The organism is Verruconatronum alginivorum (assembly GCF_056590205.1).
The window spans coordinates 2,219,834-2,241,023 of the sequence record NZ_JBWPVQ010000001.1 but is presented as its reverse complement, the minus strand read 5'-3'; the positions used below and the strand labels follow the sequence as shown (position 1 = coordinate 2,241,023).

Here is a 21,190-nt window from a genome sequence, read left to right as displayed (position 1 = left end):
CGTGTCGTAAGATTACAGCGGGAATCCAGCGTTTCAATCAGGCAACAATGGCGTTTTGACCCAAACGCCCGACTTCTCGAATCCGACATCGATATGAAACGAACAAAACCGCATTCACTTTCTTGTGACATTCTCGTAGCCGGCGGCGGACCCGCTGGAGTCCCCTGCGCCCTGGCCGCCGCCCGCAATGGAGCCAAGGTCATACTCTGCCAGGATCGACCGGTGCTTGGCGGAAACGCCTCAAGCGAAGTCAGAATGCACATCGTCGGAGCGGATAACCAAGGCGACCGGGCCAAAGCTCTCGCCACCGAAGCACGAGAGACCGGCATCATCGAAGAGATTCGGATCGAAACATCGGTGCGCAACCCTCAGCGTTCCGCCTCCATGCTGGATCTGATCTTCTATGAAAAGTGCCGCGCGGAAGAGAACCTCACTCTTCTTTTGAACACCACCGTTGTCGGCGTCGAAATGGAAGAGGGACGCATCACCCACGCTCAGGCCGAACGGCCCAGCACGGAAGATTCCTTTCGGATCGACGCAAAACTTTTCATTGATTGCACAGGCGACGGCCGACTCGGAGTCGAAGCAGGGGCAACCTTTCAACACGGTCGAGAGGGGAACGACGAATACGGTGAGTCCCTCGCCCAACCCCGGCCCGACTCCAAGACCCTCGGCTCCACTATTCTCTTTCAAGCCAGGCGTCATGACCAGCCTATGCCGTTCATTCCCCCACCCTGGGCGCGGAAGTTCTCCGAGGAAGACCTGAAGCTACGCCCCCATGGAAAACCGGGGTTGGATAACGGCCTTGAATATGGCTACTGGTGGGCTGAATGGGGAGGACACCTTGATACGATCAAGGATAACGAGGAGATCCGCGACGAATTGCTAGCGATCACCCTGGGGATATGGGACCACGTCAAAAACGGTGGCGACCATAATGCGGACAACTGGGCGCTCGAATGGTTCGGTTTTCTCCCCGGCAAGCGGGAAAGCCGCCGGTTCCGCGGCCTTCACACCCTCACGGAGCACGACGTGCTTGAATCGAGTCCGTTTCCCGACGCCATCGCCTACGGCGGGTGGCCCATCGACACCCATCCTCCCGAAGGTGTCGACTGTCCCGATGAAGATCCATGCACCAAGCACCTCGTTCCGTTTCTCTTCGACATCCCCTTGAGCGTTTGCGTTTCCCAGGACGTTCCCAACCTGATGTTCGCCGGCCGGAACATCTCCGCCACCCACATCGCATTCGCGTCCACCCGGGTAATGGCGACCTGCGCCCTGGTCGGCCAAGGGGTCGGCACGGCGGCCGCATATTCAGTTTCCAAGGATGTCGGCCCGCAAGCCTTGACCCGCGATTCCACTGGCATGCGGGTTGTCCAGCAACGATTGCTTCGCGACGGGTGTTATCTGGTCGGAATTCAAAACAACGATCCCGCCGACCTGGCCCGCCAGGCCACCATCACGGCTTCAAGCGAGCAAGAGAGCGGGGCCGCCACGGAAGTGGTTTCGGGACAAACCCGCAGCGTGCACGGACCCAAGGGAGCTCCCCCGGACCGCGCCTTCCCCGGAGTGCACCGTTGGATGAGCGCTCCTGAAAAGGGACTTCCCGCTTGGCTCGAGCTTCGCTGGAGGGAACCGGTCCGTATCGGATCAATCGAGCTGACCTTCGACAGCGGCCTGCACCGCCTCCTGACGTTAAGTCATTGCGACTCCTACAGTCCGACTATGATCTGGGGCCGCCCCCAACCGGAACTGGTGAAGGATTACCTCGTCCAGGGGGAGGTCGACGGCGAATGGACCGTTCTCACCGAAATCACCGGCAACTGGCAAAGATTGCGCCGCCATTCATTCCCCGAACCGGTCCGGGTCAGCGCCCTGAAGATCACGGTCAGCGCGACCAACGGACTCGATCACGCCCGGATCTGCGAGGTCCGCGCTTATCCCGGTGAGTGAGCCGCGAGCGGTCTGTTTCAATCGAGACCGAGTTCGTTTTCACCCGTTTTCCGCCATGTCGATCAGGCGCGAAACCAGATGGTCCCCATTCGGCCTTCATCAGGGCGGCATGAAAACATGAACTCGCCAGGGCCACGCTTTAGGCGGCCCCGGCGCCCCCACCCGTACCGCCACGTCGGATACGTCTTTCAAGAAATCGTCTCTGGCCCGGCCGATGCAGTGCCCGCAATCTCGGTCTCAGGGCCGTGGCTTTGACGGCCCCTCCGGAAAAGTTCTCTTCGACCCGCTCCAGGTGCCACGCGGCTTCCTCCGGGGAAAGCCGCGAAAGAAGAAGTCGGTCGGAAACCGTTCTCGCGGGATGATGAGCCGATCCCGGGCGGACCAGCAGCGTCACCGCCTGTGTGACCGATTGCTGAGCCAATACCACCAGTCGGCCATCTTCCTACGCGCTGAAACGACGCTCCTGTCCGGTCAGTTCGGAGAAACGCCGCATCGGACCCCGGGCAGGCGGGGAAATCCCCCATCGCAGCTCTGCCATGGGGACCTTCCTGATCATCGATAGAGCTCGGAGTCGGCGCCGTAGATCTCGTCCGGCCCGGCTCCCGCCGCCAGGTTCTCCAACATCTTCCGCACCGTCGACGCGTCCAGTCTTTCCTGCCCGGTAAGTAGCCGATGCACCCGCTCCGGGGTCGGGTCAACCCAGATCTCCAGCCCTTGAATGAACTCCTCACTGGCGGGATTCTCCATTGGCTCTCCGCTCGCAGGGTCGCCGGCCAACATCCATGCCTGATGTTGATGGAACAGCCAATCGGCGATACGAAAGGCTCGCTCCACATGGTCGGAGTTGACAACCCCACTCCGCTTCTCATTCACGTTAGCAGCAACCGCGAACAATACCGCCAAACGCCGCGCCGTTTCGGTCGTTCGCTCAACCATTTCGGAATCGTCCGGCTCCTTGCATCCGAGATCGCTAGTAAACTCAGCCAGGACCTTCGCCGCGCGCAGTTCATAGGAAAGCACCGTGCAATGGGGAGCCAGGCGATGCTCCAGGAGAGAATCAAGCCATCGCTCCCAAGGCCCTCTGGTAGGGAGGTCGGTCTGAAATTCCTCACCGGTTTGGGTCTCCCGCCACGGAACAACAAAAACGGGGAGCGGACGAGAACATTCCCGGAAAATCACGTGGCGAAACTCGATCGCCTGATCCGGCACCATCTGCCATAGCAGGACGAGTTGCCCCGGCAAACTCCCCGGTTCCGTTTTCTCCCCCGACCAGATTTCGCGCATCCACCCAAATAGATTTTGACGGTCCATCATCTCCATGTCCCACAGCGAGTGCAGCGCTTCGGAATCGCTCGCGCCGAGCAGGCCGTGGTCGAACGAGTGGGAGATAGCGTCCTGCCAAACCGGCAACCGACCCAGGTCTCGGATCATGATGGAGGCATTGCAACCAATCATCCGGGCATCCAGCAGCGGCACGGCATCCTGAAGCAGATTTTCATCGAGCGCTTTGGTGAAGTCGGGAGTAACCCTCCGGCTTGTCCGCGCCAACTGATTGTGCCCGCTTACGATTCCATCGGCCGTAAGACAGCCCCGTTTCCCCCAAATCGGCATGGTGAGCCACGACAGGGCCGCGCTAATCCGGGAATCGTCCGGCGCTTCCAGAACGGTGAACGGGCTCGCCGACCGGAAGGTCTCTCCATCGGTCGTGAGCGTCCCTCGATTCCCGGCCGCCGCGAGTGCGGCGGTCAACGCCATTATCGCCCCGGTTCCCAGCGGAAGTCCGTAGTGGCGGTGAAGTACTTCCGCAGCATCCCTCACTGGTTTCGGACATGCCCCGAGGGGGAAATCCACCACATCTGTTTTCTTGATTTCAGCTTCTTTCATAGGTTCGTATTTTTTAGGTTTCGGTTGAACACCCAAAGCTGGGTGCGGTTAAATTTGACCAAATTGTGGCAAGGAGCGCCCGAGCCCCGACGCCACGGTGCGCACCGGCAAGCAGGCACTGTCCCGGACAAGATCCCTCCACAGAAACGTGGAACACCATTTCGGCTGTGCGACCCGCGTCGATCCACTGCGATGGATTCACCGCAATTCGAGTCGTCTCCCAAGGCCTTGCGGCTTTCCTCGACATTCCTTCTTGGATCATCAAATCTCCAACCTGATGGAGCCCCGCGCCAAGCGACGTTTCTCGTGGATCGAACTCTTCGTCCTCCTCGGCGTTCTCGCCCTCGCGGCCGCCATCTTCTCGACCCATCATAGCCGGATTAGGGGGCCGGGAATCCGGGCGGTCGACGCCTCCAACATCCGTTATCTCGGAATGAGCTCCCTGATCTACGCGGACGACCACGGCGGAAAACTGCCGGGGCTGGGGCTGAACCAAGTCGGCGAAATCGCCGAAGGGTCCGCCACGCCGAACCTCCATGCGATCGCCGCCGCGCTGGCCCGCCACGGATACCTGAACGACGCCCATGCCTGGATCTCCACTTACGACCGTCATCCGGAGATCAGGCGGGACGACCTCGACTTCGTCTTGTCGCACGAGGATCCCCGGATACTGTCGCCGGAATTCGCCGCATCCCCGCTCAGTTTCCAATTCGTTGCCGGGCTCGAGAACAACATGCGCTCCTCCACCCCGGTCGTCTTCACCCGGGGACTCCGGCCCGACGGGAGGTGGGACCGCGACCGCCACATCGGCGTCTACGGCCGGGACGGCGGCCACATCGTCTTCCTCTCCGGAAACCTCGCCTTTTTCCCCGACCTTCGCCAGGCCGACCCGCCGCTGAAAACCCCGTCCGGGGCCGCGACCGTCAATGTCCTGGAAATGATCGACGCCCGCGCCCGGATCTTCAGCAATCCGGCCACCGCGACCGGCGCCCGCGACGGAATGCCCGGGACCGCGATGGAATAGGTGGCCGAATATCGAGCGTCAGCCACCTCGGCCCGCTTCCCGCTCCTCGAATGCCCGTACCAGGCGGGGACCGTAAAACTCCTCCCTGTTCTCCGGCGGGGTCCTCCTTATCGCGTCGACCAGGGGCTCGCACGAGGGCAACTGTGGGAAATCGAGCTGCTTCCTCGCCACATCCATAACCTCCGCCTCGGAAACGGCTTCGAATTCGGCGTCGGCCAAGACCTCTCGCGGAAGCAGATAAACAGACCCGGGGACGTCGAGGATCGGGGCGCGGCGGGAGGCGAGATCCAACGACGCGGGGAGCGTGATCCGCAGGAGGATTTGATCCCGGGCGAACCCGGCGGACTTCGTATCATCGAGAAGGCAGCCGTCCCCGTCCCTTTGGTCTTCGGAGACCAAATCCCGCAATTCCTTCTCTCCTGAAAGCAACGCGGGCAAACCGGCCCGAGGGATGACGGCGTAAAGATGGGATCCGGAGGATGACATGCTTCGGTCAAGATGCCGGAGGGCGAGCGGCTCTTCAAGGTTGTTGTCCCCCAAGCATCGTTCGTCGGGCGAATTCCCAAACTGTAGGATAGGACGTTTCCCGGGAGCGTATGGCGCGGGGGAGCCACCGCAAAACCCGTTCTGCGGTGCCCGGCGGGCGAAGGCCCCTTCCCGCAAGGAGAGGTTCCCCGCTACCGCAAAAACCGATTTGCGGCGACCGGGCGCATAACCATGCTGGATGGGGAGTCGCGACCCCCCACCGCAGAACGACCGCAGAAGCACCGCATTCGCGGTGGAGGCCCATCCTACCGCAGAACCGCAATACGCCTTATAGGATACGGCGTATTGCGGTGCGGTTGGTCGACTGAACCGCGCTCTCTCGGCGAGGACCTCCCGACTCCCTTGGAGGAATGGGGTATCCTCACCCGACGCCACCCCCCGCCATCCTCGACCGCCATTCCGGCCCCCGGGCGCGGGGGTGGCAAATCCGGTTTTCATCCTTGCGACAGGCGGATTGACCGTCGCCCCGGAAAATGGAAGATCAACCAATGATTCGCAAGCTGCTCCTTGGCTCCTCCTTCCTGCTGCTGGGAATGATCGCCGCCGCCGTCTGGTGGCGGATCGACAGCGAGCGGATACCCGATTTCGAAGAGCCGCGACAGGAGCCGGCCGCCCTTCCCGACCCCAACGCCTTCGATATTTTGGTGCAGGCGGTAGAGGCAGTCCCGGACACACGTGCGATCACCGATGCGGTCAACGGCCGGCGCGACCCGGAAACGGGCGTATTCCACGACCCCACGATTGGAGAAAAGCGCGAAGTGGTCGAAGCCAACGCATTAACACTGCACCTTGTGCGGGAGGCGCTAAAACATCCCTTCATGTACCCGGATTTACATGAAACAATATCCGGGGACGGCCTCATCCGGCTGGCCGATTTCCGGATCCTCGCCCGCCTCCTGGATCTGGAAGTCGGGATCCACCGAGCCGACGAACGCTATGACCTGGCCGTGGCCTCGGCCCTCGACTGCCTTGAGCTCGGAAATATGGTCGGCCGGGACAGCGTCATCATCGGCGTGCTGACGGGCGTGGCGATCTCCGGTATCGCACGCGTCCACCTGCCGGATATGATCAGCCGACTGAACCCGGAAACTTTGAACGAAGCGATAGGGCGAATTGAACGGCTGGCTGAAACCAAGGTCGACTACGGCCAAGCGCTCCAGCGGGAGAAACACTTCGGCCGGCGCCAACTGCAAGATATGTTCAACGAGAAGGAGTGGCGGATCGGATTGGCCAGGATGGCCCGGATGGAGCATTCCATGGACATTGAGATGATGTGGACGGACTGGGACGATTTCCCTCTCCGGCAGCGCGTTCAAATGCGGCTGCTTGCGTGGCGCTTCCACAAAGGCAACATGCTCCGCGCTTACTGCCAAATGATGCATGACGCGCAGGCAGCGATGAAAAAACCTTTCGTTGAAAGCGCCGAGGCCTGGCCCAAAGCAAGCGGGCATCTCGCGTTTCTCGGCAGTGAGGATCTTGCCGACACATTCCGGAACGTCTGGTTCACGGTCCTCCTCGATCAGGCCACCCAGGAAATGCTGAAAACCCTTCTCGCCCTGGAGGCATACCGGCAGCAGTCGGGCCGCTACCCGGATCGCCTCGACGCTCTGGAACACGGTTTCGTTCAGGCGCTCCCCCGCGATCCCTTCGACCCGGGGGGCCTCCCCCTGCGCTACCACACCGACGGGGACGGATTCCTCCTCTACAGTGTGGGTCCGGATGGACAGGACAATGGCGGACAGCCGATGATCCGCCCCGGCCAACCACCGGAACGAAACTACCGGCCGCTACCGGACCTGCCCGGGGACGTCGTGGCCGGGGTGAACGTGCTGCGGGGGCGGGGGAGGTGAGCAAAAAAGAGCGATCATGCCGGTGGACGAATATCGCATGGGAGCGCGCCGAGCAAGCCGATCTTATAGAACAGAAAGCCCCGCATACAAGAACGCTTGAAGCCATCCCGAGCCCGTCGGCCCGCAGCTCCACTTTCCGATCCACGTCGTGGACCCGGAATCATCCTCCCTTGCTCTTCCAGGGTTCTAACCCCGCTTCGCCTAAAGGAAGATTGCCAAACGGGACAAGTGTGCGAGCCTTTACCGGAGGGCCCCCTCTGCATGAGACAAGCGGGCGACTACTGATGGCAAAACAAGATGCAATCGAAAAAAAGGGTCAACACACTTACTTTGTTAGCTTTTATCGCGGTCCTCATCGTCGTGGCAGCGGGATGGCATTTAGGGATACAGCGTGACTTGGCAGATGCCGATACAGCGGATTCCCTGACGGAGGTGAGGTTCGAGAAATTGACCCTTGCCGTAGAAGATGAAAGCGGGAACCCGGTCGAAAATGCCATACTTGAACTCACCGGACTTAAAATGAGAGGGCGTTCCCTCGGGTGGAGCCAGCAGGAAGATGGTCCGAAAAGCTACAGAACCGACCTCGAAGGCCATGCCACAGTGCGATATCCGGTCGAAGCGATTCGTGCAAGGGGGCAGCCGACGCGCTCGCTTGTCCTATCGGTGGATCATCCCGACTTTGCTTACGTATTCCGAACGGTGTTGCCGGTGAATGGCTCGCCCGAGCCAATCCGACTCACCAGAGGTATGGAAATGCAGATTTCCGGTTACATCGGCGAAGGCCGCGAGCCAGTTGCCGACATCCTCCCCCGCTTCAGCAGAATCGGCTGGAATCACCGGCTCTGGACCAAAACAGAAGACGGCGCCATTATTACGAACCGATTTTCTCCCGGCTCCTATCTGCTCCGACTAGAGGGACGACTTCCCTCCGGGGAAACTGCCTATAGCAAGACCATTAATTTTACCGCCGAGCCTGGCGAGAAGCACAGCCTGGCATTGGAAATGCATCCCGGCATCCGCCTGGAGGGACGCCTCGACGACAACGCCCCGCGACCGGTAACGGATGGGTATGCCCACATCATGGTATTTTCAAATCCGCTCGAGACGGAAGCGGTCGCCTACCCCACCCGAAAATATGGGAGATTCCGGGGCTGGACGGACTCTCAGCAGATCGCCGAGGACGGCAGTTTCGTTTTCGAATCCGTTCCCCCAGGCCAGGTGAACGTCTTTGTCAGAGGGGCCGACTACGTTTCCATCAATGGCGGTGAGGCAATCGATAGAGATGAGTTCGAGGAGGGAATCCGGACAGGAGCCATCCCGGAAGTGCGAGTGCCCCAGACATTTGACCTTTCCGCACCGGTCACGAGGATTGAGGTTATGACGGAAAAGCCGCGCCAGTTCCTTCATCCAACCCGGGGCGGATCTGGTCCCTACCCCAATGACTGGTAATGACCGCCCTTGCTTCATTTTCCATCCGGGTCGTCTGGCCGGCAACTCTGACCGTTCTCATATTCACCTCGACCCTTCAGGCCGGCAGTGTCGTGCAAGTCGGGATCGACAGCAACTTGCTCATCCATGAAGACCGGATCCACTTCGCCCAATGGGATGGGAGCCTGACGATCCTCGACGCCCGGACCGGGATTCCCCTTTCAAGGAGAGACGGAAGCATCCGCGGGCAACTCCACGCTTTGCCCGAAGGGTTGCTGGCCACCGGTTTCCGAGGGTGGGCGCTCCACGAATGGGAGTCGGGCCGGGTGATCCGGGAGAACCCCCAAAGTTCCGGCAACCGAATGTCCCGAGGCATCCTGGTGACCGGCGATGGCAACGGCCGCTTCGAGGCGCGGAGATTGGCGACGGGGGAATACCTGTGGGAATTCGAACATCCCGGAGCGGTCCGGATGGCCGTGCATGAAAACCGGGTCCTCCTCCACTGCACCGGACAGTTTGGTTTGGGCGAACCGGTCCTGGTCCTTTTGGACATCGAAAGCGGCCGGGAGATCCACCGGGAGACTCCTCCGCCCGGAACCATCCAAAAGGCCGCTTTTTTCCACGAAGGCCAGGTGATCGTCATCGCGGGGAATTACGATCCCGCCCGCCAGCCGGCACGAATGGCCCGGGCGACGAAACTGGTCCGGTATGATCTCGAGGGCCGACTCGTCGCCGTCGACCGCGAGGTTCCCGAGGAACTCGGGGCGGAAGGACGATGGAGAACAGCACCGGTCCGCTGGGGGGATTTGTGGATCCACCGGGATTGGACCGAAGCGCGAACGCTGGATCCCTCCGCGCCAACCCCTCGCTCGCCCGGCGAATACCGGGACTTCCCCTGGGGAATCGGCGAGGTCGAAGCGACCTTCTTTCTCGGGGATGGAGCCCAACTGGTCAGCTGGAAGGCGACGGTTTTCGATGCGCCGGGACCGCACGATCCGTTCCACCTGCTGGAACTCTTCGGCACGGGTGAAACGTGGACCTCTCTACTCGCACCCCCCCGGCTCCACCGCTTCCCGGGCCGCGAAGCGCTGGTCGCCGTCGCCGAATGGAACGGGAACGTCATCATCGGCACGAACTACGGACGGATCGAGTCCCTGTCGCGGGAAACGGGAGAATCCAACTGGACCTACCTCTTCCCATACCGGCGATTCTACGGAGGCCTGCGGGGGCCGATCCCCTTCCGTTCCGAATTGGCCGAGGAACATCGGAAACGGAACCGGAGGCCCGATAATCCCGGAATATTTCACCCCCTCCCCGAGGGAGAGACCCTCGAAGATGCGGCGACCGGAAGCCGTATCATCCGGCAAATCCAAGATCCCCCTCTCCCGGCGCCCGAACACGTCCACTACGACCCCTCCCCGGCGGATCCGTTCGCCGGACTTTGGCTACGAAGCTCCCTCGCCTGGCTCGGCGCGATCGGCATCATCGGCGGAGTCGTCTTCCTTTCCCGCACAACCTGGCAGCGGAAACTCGCTCTCGAATGGGCGACCTCGCTGGGCTTCCTCTCGATGGTCGGAACGGGAGCCCTGCTGTTTCTCGTCGGATGGACGGACCGCGCCAGCCATCACGCGATCCTTTTCTCACTGCTGGTGTCCGCCATGTATTTCACCGTGCTGGTGATCTTGAATTGGAAAAACCGGAACCGGGTGAGCGCGGTCACGGGAGCGGTCGTCCTATTTGTCGTCCTGATTTCCCTCTTCGGCCGGTGACACAATTCCCGGTGCTGAACCGCGGGTGAGAGGCTTTGACCACCCCGGTGCTGCGAGGCGTCACGTCAGTTTCAGTCTCCCAGGGCCACAACGTTTCAGCTGTTAGCTCCGGACGGCCTGCGCGTGGGAGAGGCGTGAACGGAGGGAGACTTGTGAAATCTGTCCTTTTTCCCGCGAACGCTGTTCGAAGTACCAGGAATGAACCTGCCAAATCTCTCCCACGTTTTTCCGTAAGTGCCAAGGACTGCCTCGACCGATCCTTCGGGGCCGCGCTTCGACGGCTGATTCGAGGGCGGACGCATCCTGATGGGTGTATTCCGGGGCGTTCATCAAAGGAGACCGGCCCGGCAATACGTCGGAAGCTTCGAGCGGCCGCATCCGGTGGAAGGCGATCAGTCGGACGTCGGCGGACTCGAAGGCCGGCATCACCAAATACGGAATCTCAAATTGTCGATACAGAGTGAACGGTGCCGGGCTTTCTCCCCCCATGATCTTCACCGCGACTCCCATCGCTTCAACCATGGCCTGGCCGGGTGGCCGCGTGTACAGGCTGCCGAGGGTGTAACGCAATCTGGACGACCAATGATCGGACGGTTTCCCGCGGAACGCGGCCACGGTTTTCCGCGCCTGTTCGAAGACAGGTCCCAATTCCGCGGGAACGAGTCCATCCTTCCATGTTTTAAGGACCATCTCCGCCACGCAGATGGTCACGGCATGGCTGACTTCCAGGCTTTCGAATTCCTCCCGCCTGACCGATGACCTCCAGTGCCAACGAGACGGCGCGGCCCGATCGCGAACGACGGCGAAGAACGTCGACAGTTCTTCCAGCTGCGACTCGACACTCGCCCGGTCGACCTCGACCCCATTTTCTTTGAGTCGCGCCGCCAGTTCTTCGGCTGTGGCGCCGGGTGCGATAGTGGGCACTTGCTTCAATAATCTCCACGGAAGAGCGAGCGAGACGCGATACGAGTGGTTTGGCATGGTCGACATCCGGGATACCGTTCTTCAACCCGCCGCCCGCGCCCGGAGCGCTTCCCAAAGGCCGGAGTGGTTCAGCAAAATGTCTTTGATTCCGTTTTGCACCGTGGCGGAATTGAGCGCCTGCGTGCTCATGGAGGTATGGGCGTCGAGGGCCTCCATCAGCGCATCCAGCAGTTCGGCCTGGAGGTCCGGGGAATTCGAAAACTGTTCCTTCGAATTGTTCGCGGCCTGCTGCACCAGGCGGTCCGACTCCAGGAGCTTGCCTTTGATCACGTGGTTCACGTAAACGAGTTGGTCCTGGTCGGTCGTGTCCGCCCCGAAAAGTTCATTCAACTTCTCGATGAGTTCGGCCATGTAAGCCCATTCTTTCTCCTGGACCTGCCCCCTGCCCGCTTCGGTGATCGGGGGCAGCAACTCGGGATCGCCTTGGGTGAGCGGCATCGGGCGCTTGCCGAGGTTCCGGAGGTTATGATGGGTCAGGACAACCTTTGAAAGGTCGATTCCTTCCCGTTCGCGCCCAAACTCCAGCAGGGGGAAAAGGCGCTTGTAAAAGATCGCCCGCTTTTCGATGGCGGTGTTGCCGTAATCGAAGATCTGGGAGAGGAAGGTGTGTAGGCGCTGAAAGGCGGCCATGTCGGTCTTAAACAAGATCAGGGCATTCAACTCGTTTTTCGCTTCTTCGACCGCGGCTTCATCCTCCGTCTCCTTGGCGACTTTGAGTTTTTCCTGGGCGGCCTTGTATTGTTTCAGGAGCCGGTCCACCACGGGTTCGAGCGCCTTGAGGAGGTCTCTCTGCTTCGCGTTGGGATCGAGTTCGACCGAAACGACCCGATCCACCTCAAAGTCGTCGTAGTGTCCGGTCGCGTCGAGTTTGGCGCGAAGGTCATACACGAGATTCGGATCGGTGGCGGCCGAGAGCTGAGCGGTGGTATGGTAGGTTTTGAAAGCGGCGAGGATCTCCTCGGTGTCGTTCACGAAGTCCAGCACGTAGGTTGTGTCCTTGCCGGGATAGGCCCGGTTGAGGCGGGAGAGGGTCTGCACCGCCTGAAGACCCGCGAGACGCTTGTCCACATACATGCCGCACAGGAGCGGTTGGTCAAAACCGGTTTGGAATTTGTTGGCCACCAGAAGGATTTGATATTCGTCCCCCTTGAAGGCTTCCCGGATGTCGCGGCCTTTAAGGTTGGGGTTTAGGGTGTGACTGGCCTCTGTGAAAGCATCAGGTCCCGACTTCTCGTCCGTGACTTCTCCCGAGAAGGCCACCAGCGTCCCGTAGCGGTAACCTCGCTCCGTGATGTATTTTTCGATGGCCAGTTTCCACCTCACCGCCTCGACCCGGCTGGCAACCACCACCATGGCTTTCGCTTCTCCGTCCAGGAGCGGCGAAACATGTTCGCGGAAGTGTTCCACCACGATCCGGACCTTTTGCGAAATATTGTAGGGATGGAGCCGCACCCAACCCATGATGCCTTTCATCGCCGCACTTCGCTCCACCGTCGTCTGGTCGTAGTCCCTGCCCTCGTGGGCCAGCTTGAAGGCCAGTTTGTAAGACGTATAATTTTGCAGCACGTCGAGAATGAACTTCTCCTCGATGGCCTGCCGCATCGAATACACGTGAAAGGGCGCCGGCAGATTGTCCGGACCGGCCGGCCGGGTCGGATCGGGGCGGGTGCCAAACAACTCCATCGTCTTGGTCTTGGGGGTCGCGGTGAACGCCACGAATGTGATTCCCGTCTCACTCGCCCGAGCGGCCGTATGCGCCGCGAGCAGGTCTTCCGTGCTGACTTCGCCGCCGTCTTCGAGTTCGGCGATCTCCTCGGGGCTCAGGACCGCTTTCAGCTTGGATGCCGCTTCGCCTGTCTGGGAACTGTGGGCCTCGTCGGCGATCACCGCGAAACGTTTGCCCTGGGTGGCCGCAAGTTCGCGCACCGCTTGGAGCGCGAAGGGGAATGTTTGAATCGTGCAGACGACGATCTTCTTGTCCCCGGACAGGGCATCGGCCAGTTCGGAGCTTTTGCTTCCATCGCGGCCTTTGATCGTCGCAACCACTCCCGTTTGCCGCTGGAAATCGAAAAGCGCCTCCTGCAGTTGGGAATCGATCACGGTGCGATCCGACACCACCAGCACCGTATCGAATACCTTCCGGTGTTCGGCGTCGTGAAGTTCGGCCAGGAAATGCGCGGTCCAGGCGATCGAGTTGGTCTTGCCCGAGCCCGCTGAATGTTGCACGAGATACTTGCCCCCGGGGCCGGTCGTCTCCTGCGCGACCACGGCGGCCTGGAGCTTGCGCGTGACGTCGAGCTGGTGAAACCGGGGAAAAATAATTTGCTCGATTTGCTTCTTTTTATTCTGCCGGGCGATGAGGTAACGGCCCAGGATTTCCAGCCAGCTTTCCCGCTCCCATACCTCTTCCCAAAGATAGGAGGTGCGGTGTCCGCCCTTCGGATCCACCGGATTGCCCGCCGCGCCATCATTCCCGCGGTTGAAGGGAAGGAAAACGGTCTCCGGCCCCTCCAGCTTCGTCACCATGTGGACTTCGCTGTTGCTCACCGCGAAATGCACCAGCGCCCCGTTGGGAAAAGAAAGCAGCGGCTCGACGGCCTGCCCTTTCGGGCGGGGGTGGCGGTCGAAACGGTATTGGTCGATGGCATCTCCGATCCTTTGGGTGAAATCGGTTTTCAGCTCCGCCGTCGCCACCGGGACGCCGTTCAGGAAGAGAACAAGGTCGAGGCAATTTTCGTTGTGCGATGAATACCGCAACTGACGAACCACCCGCAGGCGGTTGGCGGCGTAGCGCCGGAGAATTTCCTCATTGATGGCGAGGGCCGGTTTGAACTCCGCCACCTTCAGCGGCTGTTTCAGCCCGAGGAGCTCGATGCCGTGCCGGAGCACGCCCAAGGTCCCGCGCTGGTCGAGTTGATCGCGCAGGCGGCTCAGCAGCGTTTCACCGGCCTGCCCGCCATGGTTTTTGACAAGAATCTCCCACGCCTTCGGTTGAGTCTCCCGCACCCACGCCAGCACGTCCGCCGGGAATAGCGCCCGCCCCCGGTCGTAATCCCCCGCATCTCCTTCGGCGTAAAGCCAGCCGTTATCGGCGAGGTGCTGGCAGATTTCCTCTTCGAAGCTGATTTCTTTGTGAAGGGTCATTACGCTCGCCTGCCCAAGGTCTCATGTTGATGCACCGGCGGAAGTATTCAATTCTCTCGCCCGTATGTAAACCTTTTCCAGATTTTGGACATAAGTGCGGATCTCGTTGCAAATCCGGTGGGTTTCCGGGCTTTCGATGAACTGCGCGATTTGCTGGTCATCAATCGATAATAGGCCATGCCAACCAACGGGAAAGCGGGGTGTTTTTTCGGACTGGTGAAAACCGGGCTCAATGGTTTCCTTCATCAAGGCGAGCATTTGATCAAATAACTTCGCATCATCCCCAGAAACGGATCTGTGGTCGGCCTTTGGGACGGGGCCAATTCCGAAAGAGGTTTCATCGCGTTCCGCCCAGATTTCAAAAGGGGCATCAAGCAGGACACTCTCGGATTTTGGCTTTAGAACGAGATGACTAATCGTATTTAAGCCAAATCTCCCGTCTCTATCGTGAACTTCGAAGCGATCTTGAAGCTCATCCGCAATTTCTGTGGCAAGCCGTTTCCACATCCGACTTATGGCCTCATCGATGGCATTGTTCATTTGTTTCCTGAACCGAACGATATCGGGATTCTGGAGAACGAAATCGGCAATAGGTTTCATGTTTTCAGATTCAAGGGTTTTACCGGTGAGCGAGCGGACCACCTGCCGGTATTGTAAAAGCACCTGATTGACCGGGATCATGCGGTGCGTTTCCCGAAGGCACTTCTCCAGCCAGGCAAGGATATGTTCGCGGTAGGAAATTCGGATGTAAGAAGCACTTTCGTGGCTGGTGGCCGCCTTCCCATCGAGCGTGAGGAAGATCAGGTGAGACGAGCCGCCGTATTTGTTGTATTTACTTCGGAGGTACGCGTCATAGCAGGCGAGTTGGTGTGGTCGCTCGACCGCATGAATTTTATTCTCGATCCCTATGCCGAACCCGGGACGTTCGATCAGAAGATCGATTTGACCGTAAGATGAGCAGGAAACCTCCTTTTGGACGGTCCATGACGTATCTGACGACAGAACCTCAATAGTTACGGGACTATCTGCATGGTCCGAACCCGGAATCTCGCCGAGCGTAAGATAAAACAAGTCGAGGAAAAGCGCGCCGCAATCGTGAAACCCGTGTGGGTCGAGCAGGCAATGGAGAAAGCGGGTATGGAGGCGGACCTCGTCGCTCGCCGGTAACAGAGTGGTGAAGACATTGAACCGGGCGTGAGCGGCCCTCGCCCGTTCCTCGGAACGAATGGTCGCTTCGGCGATCATGCTCGCGAGTCGGCAGAACTCTGGCAGAACTTCCAATGGAGGATTCATATGTCGGTTATACTTCCTGCACCACCTGCTTCAATGCGCCTTCCATTCGAACGAGTGCGTCGATGAGCCGGTCGTGAAGTTCCGGCCAATCAGACTCGGGCGACTTCCAACCGCCCGCCAGTTCTTTCGAAATGCGGCTTCCTTGGCGCCCGGGAAGTTCCTCCCATTTTAGCTCGTCGCCAAATCTCGATTCGATCTCCCGCTTCCGCCGCTGAAGAGAGTGAAAGGCGGCCTTGCTCGCTTCCTCGCCCGCTGGCAGGCGGATGTAGCACTCCACAACCGAACGGTGCTGGTTCAGAACCGTATTTAGCTGGAAACCGCTTCGACCAATTCCGGAAGTAATCCAAGTATCATTTCCAGGGGTCCGATTGGCCAGCAGTGGCGTCGTCTCTCGTGATCGATCAAAGAGCTGCACCCAAAACCTGCGGAGAATTTCATGCCGCGCACTCAGCACCTTGCGCTTCTCCTTTTCCTGCTTCCGCAGTTTTACCTCGTAGTCCGCCGACTCCGGTAGCGGGATAATCTGGGTGGCATCAATGAGGACTTCATCTCCAATGCGGTAGGGCCGCAAGCGAATGCAGGTGATATCCAGGTCGCGCTGATTGAGCCAAAGCACCGAGGTCGTGAGTTCGGTAGAAAAGTCCGCGGAGACGAGAATAATCCGCACATCACCGGTCAGCTCCGCCTCCTCCTCGGAGTCGGCTTGGAGAAAGGCAAGGACTTCATCGCGAGCATCGTCGGAATCCTTCCCGTTCGTCTTCGCGAACACTTCGACCAACTGCTCCAAAGTCATGCTGGAAACCATGGCCGCGTAGCGGATCGCTTGCAGCTCCATGTGGCCGCCGGTATCCGTCCGCTTGATCTCCACCACGACGAGTCCGCCATCCTTGCTCAGGCACAAGAGGTCGATGCGCCGGCTGCAATCTTCCCACTCGCCAAATTCCTCCGCGATCACCATGAGGTCCTCACCGACCACGGATATATCGCCTCGCAGCAGGCGCTGAATGTCTTTTCTTTCCAACAGCTTTTCTGTGGCGAAGCTCGTCCGGAGCACCGGCTCCAGCTTTTCCGAGGTGATGCGATAAAGACTCATGGCGAAGATTCAGGCAGTAATGAGATTTGCTTCGGGCGAGACGGCGTTGCGCACATCGATCTGCCCTGTGACGGCGGCGGAAATGAGGGCGGACCGGCGTTCTTGGAGGAGGTCGATGGCGCGCTGGGCTTCGACGATGAGATCCTCAATTTGAGATGTCGCGTTCCTTAGGAAACTCGCAATCTTCTGCTGCTCGTCTCGCGGGGGAATCGGGATCCGAATCCTTCGAATGAATTCAGCGCTGAGATTCATCTGGGTCGTTTCGTTTCCGCCTTCCCGAATGAACGGATACGCGAAGGTAAAAAATGCTTTTAAAAACGCAACGTCCAACCTTCGATCCGGTTGGATAGCGACGCATGCTTGGTTAAAGGTTGCATGGACACCGAGCAGCGCTACCCGCCCCCTCGTTACACCTTGACCATAAAGGGCCATAAGTAACGTCCCTGGCGGAGCAAGCGAAACGGCTGAGGCTTCCATTCCCTCCTTCGAAATAGTCTCTTCCGTAGCAGTGATTGTGGTATAGTTTATCTCTCCAGTCTTTACCCACGGAATCCCCCCGTTCCAATAGCCTTCGACGGTGCGGTCAGGAGTCGAACCGGTTCGGAACGTCCCGAAATATCGTAAGGCTCCAACCTCCCAGTGCGTCGGCACGTCGCCGAGCCATTCTGTGCCGGAGGGCTTCATGGGGGCGTCGGGGTTCAGACCCTTGGTGACGGCGTGGGAGATCACGGCCTGCCGTTTTTCTTTCAGCAGTTCCATCAACCGTCGCTGCTCCGCCACCAACTCATCGATCTTCGCCGTCTCCCGGTCTAGGAAGTCGGCGATGGCGGTTTGTTCGTGCAAAGGGGGTAACCCAAGGGGAATGCGCACAAGCTCGTTGGCGTTGATGGCAGGGTAGCTAACACCAGTTGATCGTGCGATCACTTGCTCGATAAAATAAGAGGCGGAAAGAGTGTATCCCAAGTAGTCAGGGATAACGTCTTCCCGCGGTCGCACAACGGCGAACCCGGTTGAAACGACCAAATTGTCTTCCGGCTCGCAAATCCGGGCGATTGTCCTCAGATAAGTACGAACGGTCGAAACGATGACGTCCCCATGCCGCACTTTTCGCCTTGCTCGGGACGGTGCCGCCGAAAACCGCATTGGAGTTTTTTCCCTTATTCCTTCGATGCAATCCACACTGGAAATGTCCACGTAAAGTAGCTCAAAATCTGAGTCAGTCTTCTCGTCCAATACCTCATCGTTGTGGCTTGCGATGGATTTCAGCGGTTTCACCTCCCAATGCTCCGGAACCTCGCCGAGCCACTCGACGCCACTGTCCTTATATTTCGGATACTTGGGAAAACTCATTTCGTTTCCTTCAGCCAGAGAGGATGGTTTCGCCAGTCCGCCGGAAAGCCCATGGCCCGGAGGCGGGATTCATCCTCGGTGAGCAAGGCTTTCAGCCGGTCCCGCCACCGATGGCCGGGAGAGACACGGTCCATGCAATGAAGCAGTATCAACAGGGAATTGTAGATCCTGCGGGAGCCTCGTTGAAATTGGGTCGCGAGTCGCCCCGGATTTTTAGGGATGGCGGGAAGAAGGGCGAATTCGCGATTCCAAAGCCGTCCATGATGGGCGCAGACGTTTCGCACGAGGGTCAAATGGCGGAGCCAGGATTCGAAGACCTTCTGATCGACGCCGTAGGCGCCGGCGATGGCCGCCCGCGTAGGCATCGGCCTGAGGTTGCGATACCAGCGGGAGAGCAGTCCCAACGACATCACTTCGCACGCCGCCCAGACCGGAGGGAGGTCCTCCGCATAGGTCTCGCTCATGTGGCGGATGAAGGCTTCGTCCGAGCGTTCGACTTCCTTTCGAAGCGAATCGAGGTTGCTGAGCCAGTGTTCATGGCGGAACGCCAGTTCGGGTTTCAGGTGGGCGTGCGATCCGTGACGGTGGGCGAGTTCGTAAGCCCAGTGGGATCGAACCGAGACCTCGACGCGCTCGAGCGCATCCAGGACGAGCAGGCGCAATTCGCGGTCGAACTGGTATAGGTCGACGGCCTGTTGAAAACGGGTGCCGGCCATGAACCGGTGGGCGGCGTCATCCGCCTCGAAGGGAAGCCAGTAGGCGCGGAGCCGGTAATAGTTGAGGTGCCGGAGCTGAAATTCCGCGGCGGCATCCTCCACCACCATTCCCCGGGAGCGCAGCAACTCCACCTGCGCGGCGTGGGTGGTGGCTGGTTTGGCGAAGGGACGCTTGTTCATAAAGCCGCGCTCCCTCCATGGCCGGGGGTGGAAAAAAAACGACCCGCCGGTTTGAGGATACGCTTTCGCGCATAGCCTTGGCGGGTTCTGTTATCGAAACGATGTGACGAAAGATCACCTTTGGCAAGGAGGATCGCCGAAATTTTCCGCCGTTCCGGACTCATTTCGTCAGGCCCCCGATCATTTTCAAAATCCGGTCGGTGACACCCTTCAACTCGGCGTCGATTTCCGCCAGCGGGCGCGGCGGCTGGAAGACGTAGAAGTGGCGGTTGAAGGGGATTTCGTAGCCGACCTTGGTTTTCGCGTGGTCGATCCAGGCGCCGGGGGCGTGCGGCAACACCTCGCGTTTGAAGTAGGTTTCCACGTCCTCGGTGAGCGGCACGTTCTCCGAATCGCGCAGGCTGGTGTCGGGGACCGGCTTGCCTTTGGCTTTGCCCTTCGTGCCGAGGACGATCTTTCCCTTCTCGTCGCGTTGCGGACGTTCCACGGTGATTGTGCGGTAGCCGAACTCCTCGTTTTTGAAAATGCGGCTGATCGGTTTTCCGTCGCGGGTCTCCTCGCGGAAATCGCCGAAGAGGCGGGTGATCTCCTCGATCTGCTCGGGGCTCAATTCCTTACGTTTGCTGCCGAGGCTCTTCCTCATCTTTTGCCAAAATCCGCTGGCGTCGATGAGCTGGAGTTTTCCCTTCCGGGCGGCCGGTTTCCGGTTGCTGACGATCCAGATGTAGGTGCTGATGCCGGTGTTGTAAAACATGTCGGTCGGCAGGGCGATGATCGCTTCGACCAGGTCGTTTTCCAGCACGTAACGGCGGATTTCGCTCTCGCCCGAACCCGCGCCGCCGGTGAAGAGCGGGGAACCGTTGAGGACGATGCCGAACCGGCTGCCGCCATCTTTCGCCGGCCGCATCTTGGAAATGAGGTGGAGGAGGAAAAGCAGCGAACCATCGCTCACCCGCGGAAGGCCGGGACCGAAGCGGCCGTTGTAACCCATCTCCTTGTGCTCCTTTCGGATCTCCTTCTCGATCTTTTTCCATTCCACGCCAAACGGGGGATTGGAAAGCATGTAATCGAAGAGTTTCCCGTAAAGGCCGTCGTTGGAGAGAGTGTTGCCGAAGATGATGTTGGCGATGTCCTGGCCCTTGATCAGCATGTCGGCCTTGCAGATTGCGTAGGACTCGCTGTTGAGCTCTTGTCCATACATGACGAGGCGCGAGTCGGGATTCAGGCTGCCGAGATGTTCGCCGCCGACGCTCAACATGCCGCCGGTCCCGGCGGTCGGATCGTAGAGGGAGCGGACGACGCCTGGTTTGGTGAGAGCCTCGTCGTCTTCAATGAAAAGTAGATTCACCATCAGCCGGATCACCTCCCGGGGCGTGAAGTGCTCCCCGGCGGTTTCGTTGGAAAGCTCGGCGAACCGGCGAATCAGCTCCTCAAACACCGCCCCCATCCGGTCGTTGCTGATCACGTCCGGATGCAGGTCGATGTTGGCGAACTTTTCCGTCACGAGGTAGAGCAGCCCGGCCTTGTCGAGCCGGTCGATCTGGGTGTGGAAATCGAACCCTTCGAAGATGTCGCGCACGGCGGGCGAAAACGCCTGCATGTAGGCCCGGAGGTTTTCGCCGATGTGGTCCTGATCGCCCATCAGCTTCTTCAAGTCCAGCGGCGAAGTGTTGTAAAAATGCTCGCCGGATTTCCGCAGAAGGAACGGCTCGGGATTCAGTCCCGCCTTCTCGCGCTTGGCCAACTCGGCCAGGACGGCCGGCTTCGTCTCCTCCAGCACGCAGTCGAGGCGGCGCAGGACGGTGAAAGGCAAGATCACCTTGCCGTAGTCGGATTGCTTGTAATCGCCCCGCAGGAGATCGGCCACGGACCAGATAAAAGAAGAGAGATTCTGCTCGGCTCCCCCGTTGCCGGAACCGTTGCGGGTTCCGTTACTGGAGGTTTTGCGAGACGTGGAAGAGGTTCTGGCCATGCGA

14 protein-coding genes are annotated in these 21,190 nt (G+C 59.7%); 5 read left to right on the top strand and 9 right to left on the bottom strand.

Annotated features, from left to right (window positions below):
- The first annotated feature begins 93 nt into the window (after positions 1–93).
- Complete coding sequence (locus ACWUI2_RS07940) at positions 94–1,953, top strand: FAD-dependent oxidoreductase (RefSeq protein ID WP_486982319.1); 1,860 nt, start codon at positions 94–96, stop codon at positions 1,951–1,953.
- Positions 1,954–2,505: 552 nt separating this feature from the next.
- Here the strand turns inward: ACWUI2_RS07940 and ACWUI2_RS07935 are convergent.
- Positions 2,506–3,837 carry a hypothetical protein gene (locus tag ACWUI2_RS07935; protein ID WP_486982318.1) on the bottom strand — a complete coding sequence of 444 codons (1,332 nt, stop codon included), beginning with the start codon at positions 3,835–3,837 and terminating at the stop codon, positions 2,506–2,508.
- Between the two features lie 253 nt (positions 3,838–4,090).
- On the opposite strand from ACWUI2_RS07935, the gene ACWUI2_RS07930 reads away from it, so the two are divergent.
- Entirely contained in the window at positions 4,091–4,861 is a 771-nt protein-coding gene (locus ACWUI2_RS07930) for a hypothetical protein (RefSeq protein WP_486982317.1), read from the top strand.
- 18 nt (positions 4,862–4,879) lie between these two features.
- Here the strand turns inward: ACWUI2_RS07930 and ACWUI2_RS07925 are convergent, their stop codons facing one another.
- Positions 4,880–5,347 (bottom strand): hypothetical protein, encoded by a 468-nt coding sequence (locus tag ACWUI2_RS07925; RefSeq protein WP_486982316.1) that lies wholly within the window; start codon positions 5,345–5,347, stop codon positions 4,880–4,882.
- 548 nt (positions 5,348–5,895) lie between these two features.
- Here ACWUI2_RS07925 and ACWUI2_RS07920 point away from each other — a divergent pair.
- The 3 genes from ACWUI2_RS07920 (at position 5,896) to ACWUI2_RS07910 (ending at position 10,454) form a co-directional block, all read left to right on the top strand.
- Complete coding sequence (locus tag ACWUI2_RS07920) at positions 5,896–7,257, top strand: hypothetical protein (RefSeq protein ID WP_486982315.1); 1,362 nt, start codon at positions 5,896–5,898, stop codon at positions 7,255–7,257.
- Between the two features lie 297 nt (positions 7,258–7,554).
- The gene (locus ACWUI2_RS07915; RefSeq protein ID WP_486982314.1) at positions 7,555–8,706 is read left to right on the top strand and encodes a hypothetical protein; all 1,152 of its coding nucleotides are present in this window, start codon (positions 7,555–7,557) and stop codon (positions 8,704–8,706) included.
- Complete coding sequence (locus ACWUI2_RS07910; RefSeq protein WP_486982313.1) at positions 8,706–10,454, top strand: PQQ-binding-like beta-propeller repeat protein; 1,749 nt, start codon at positions 8,706–8,708, stop codon at positions 10,452–10,454. Before ACWUI2_RS07915 ends, ACWUI2_RS07910 begins: the two co-directional genes overlap by 1 nt.
- A gap of 102 nt (positions 10,455–10,556) precedes the next feature.
- Here ACWUI2_RS07910 and ACWUI2_RS07905 read toward each other — a convergent pair whose 3' ends face one another.
- The 7 genes from ACWUI2_RS07905 to ACWUI2_RS07875 all read right to left on the bottom strand — a co-directional run bounded on the left by ACWUI2_RS07905 (position 10,557) and on the right by ACWUI2_RS07875 (position 21,186).
- Positions 10,557–11,378 (bottom strand): hypothetical protein, encoded by an 822-nt coding sequence (locus ACWUI2_RS07905; RefSeq protein WP_486982312.1) that lies wholly within the window; start codon positions 11,376–11,378, stop codon positions 10,557–10,559.
- A gap of 81 nt (positions 11,379–11,459) precedes the next feature.
- On the bottom strand, positions 11,460–14,582 hold the full coding sequence (locus tag ACWUI2_RS07900) for a type I restriction endonuclease subunit R (protein ID WP_486982311.1): 3,123 nt from the start codon (positions 14,580–14,582) through the stop codon (positions 11,460–11,462).
- A gap of 21 nt (positions 14,583–14,603) precedes the next feature.
- Entirely contained in the window at positions 14,604–15,875 is a 1,272-nt protein-coding gene (locus ACWUI2_RS07895) for a PDDEXK-like family protein (protein WP_486982310.1), read from the bottom strand.
- Between the two features lie 7 nt (positions 15,876–15,882).
- Positions 15,883–16,968 carry a DUF4268 domain-containing protein gene (locus tag ACWUI2_RS07890; protein ID WP_486982309.1) on the bottom strand — a complete coding sequence of 362 codons (1,086 nt, stop codon included), beginning with the start codon at positions 16,966–16,968 and terminating at the stop codon, positions 15,883–15,885.
- Positions 16,969–16,977: 9 nt separating this feature from the next.
- Positions 16,978–18,318 (bottom strand): restriction endonuclease subunit S, encoded by a 1,341-nt coding sequence (locus ACWUI2_RS07885; RefSeq protein ID WP_486982308.1) that lies wholly within the window; start codon positions 18,316–18,318, stop codon positions 16,978–16,980.
- Complete coding sequence (locus tag ACWUI2_RS07880; RefSeq protein WP_486982307.1) at positions 18,315–19,214, bottom strand: Abi family protein; 900 nt, start codon at positions 19,212–19,214, stop codon at positions 18,315–18,317. The genes ACWUI2_RS07885 and ACWUI2_RS07880 overlap by 4 nt, the downstream gene beginning before the upstream one ends.
- Positions 19,215–19,374: 160 nt before the next feature.
- On the bottom strand, positions 19,375–21,186 hold the full coding sequence (locus ACWUI2_RS07875) for a type I restriction-modification system subunit M (protein ID WP_486982306.1): 1,812 nt from the start codon (positions 21,184–21,186) through the stop codon (positions 19,375–19,377).
- Positions 21,187–21,190 lie beyond the last annotated feature (4 nt).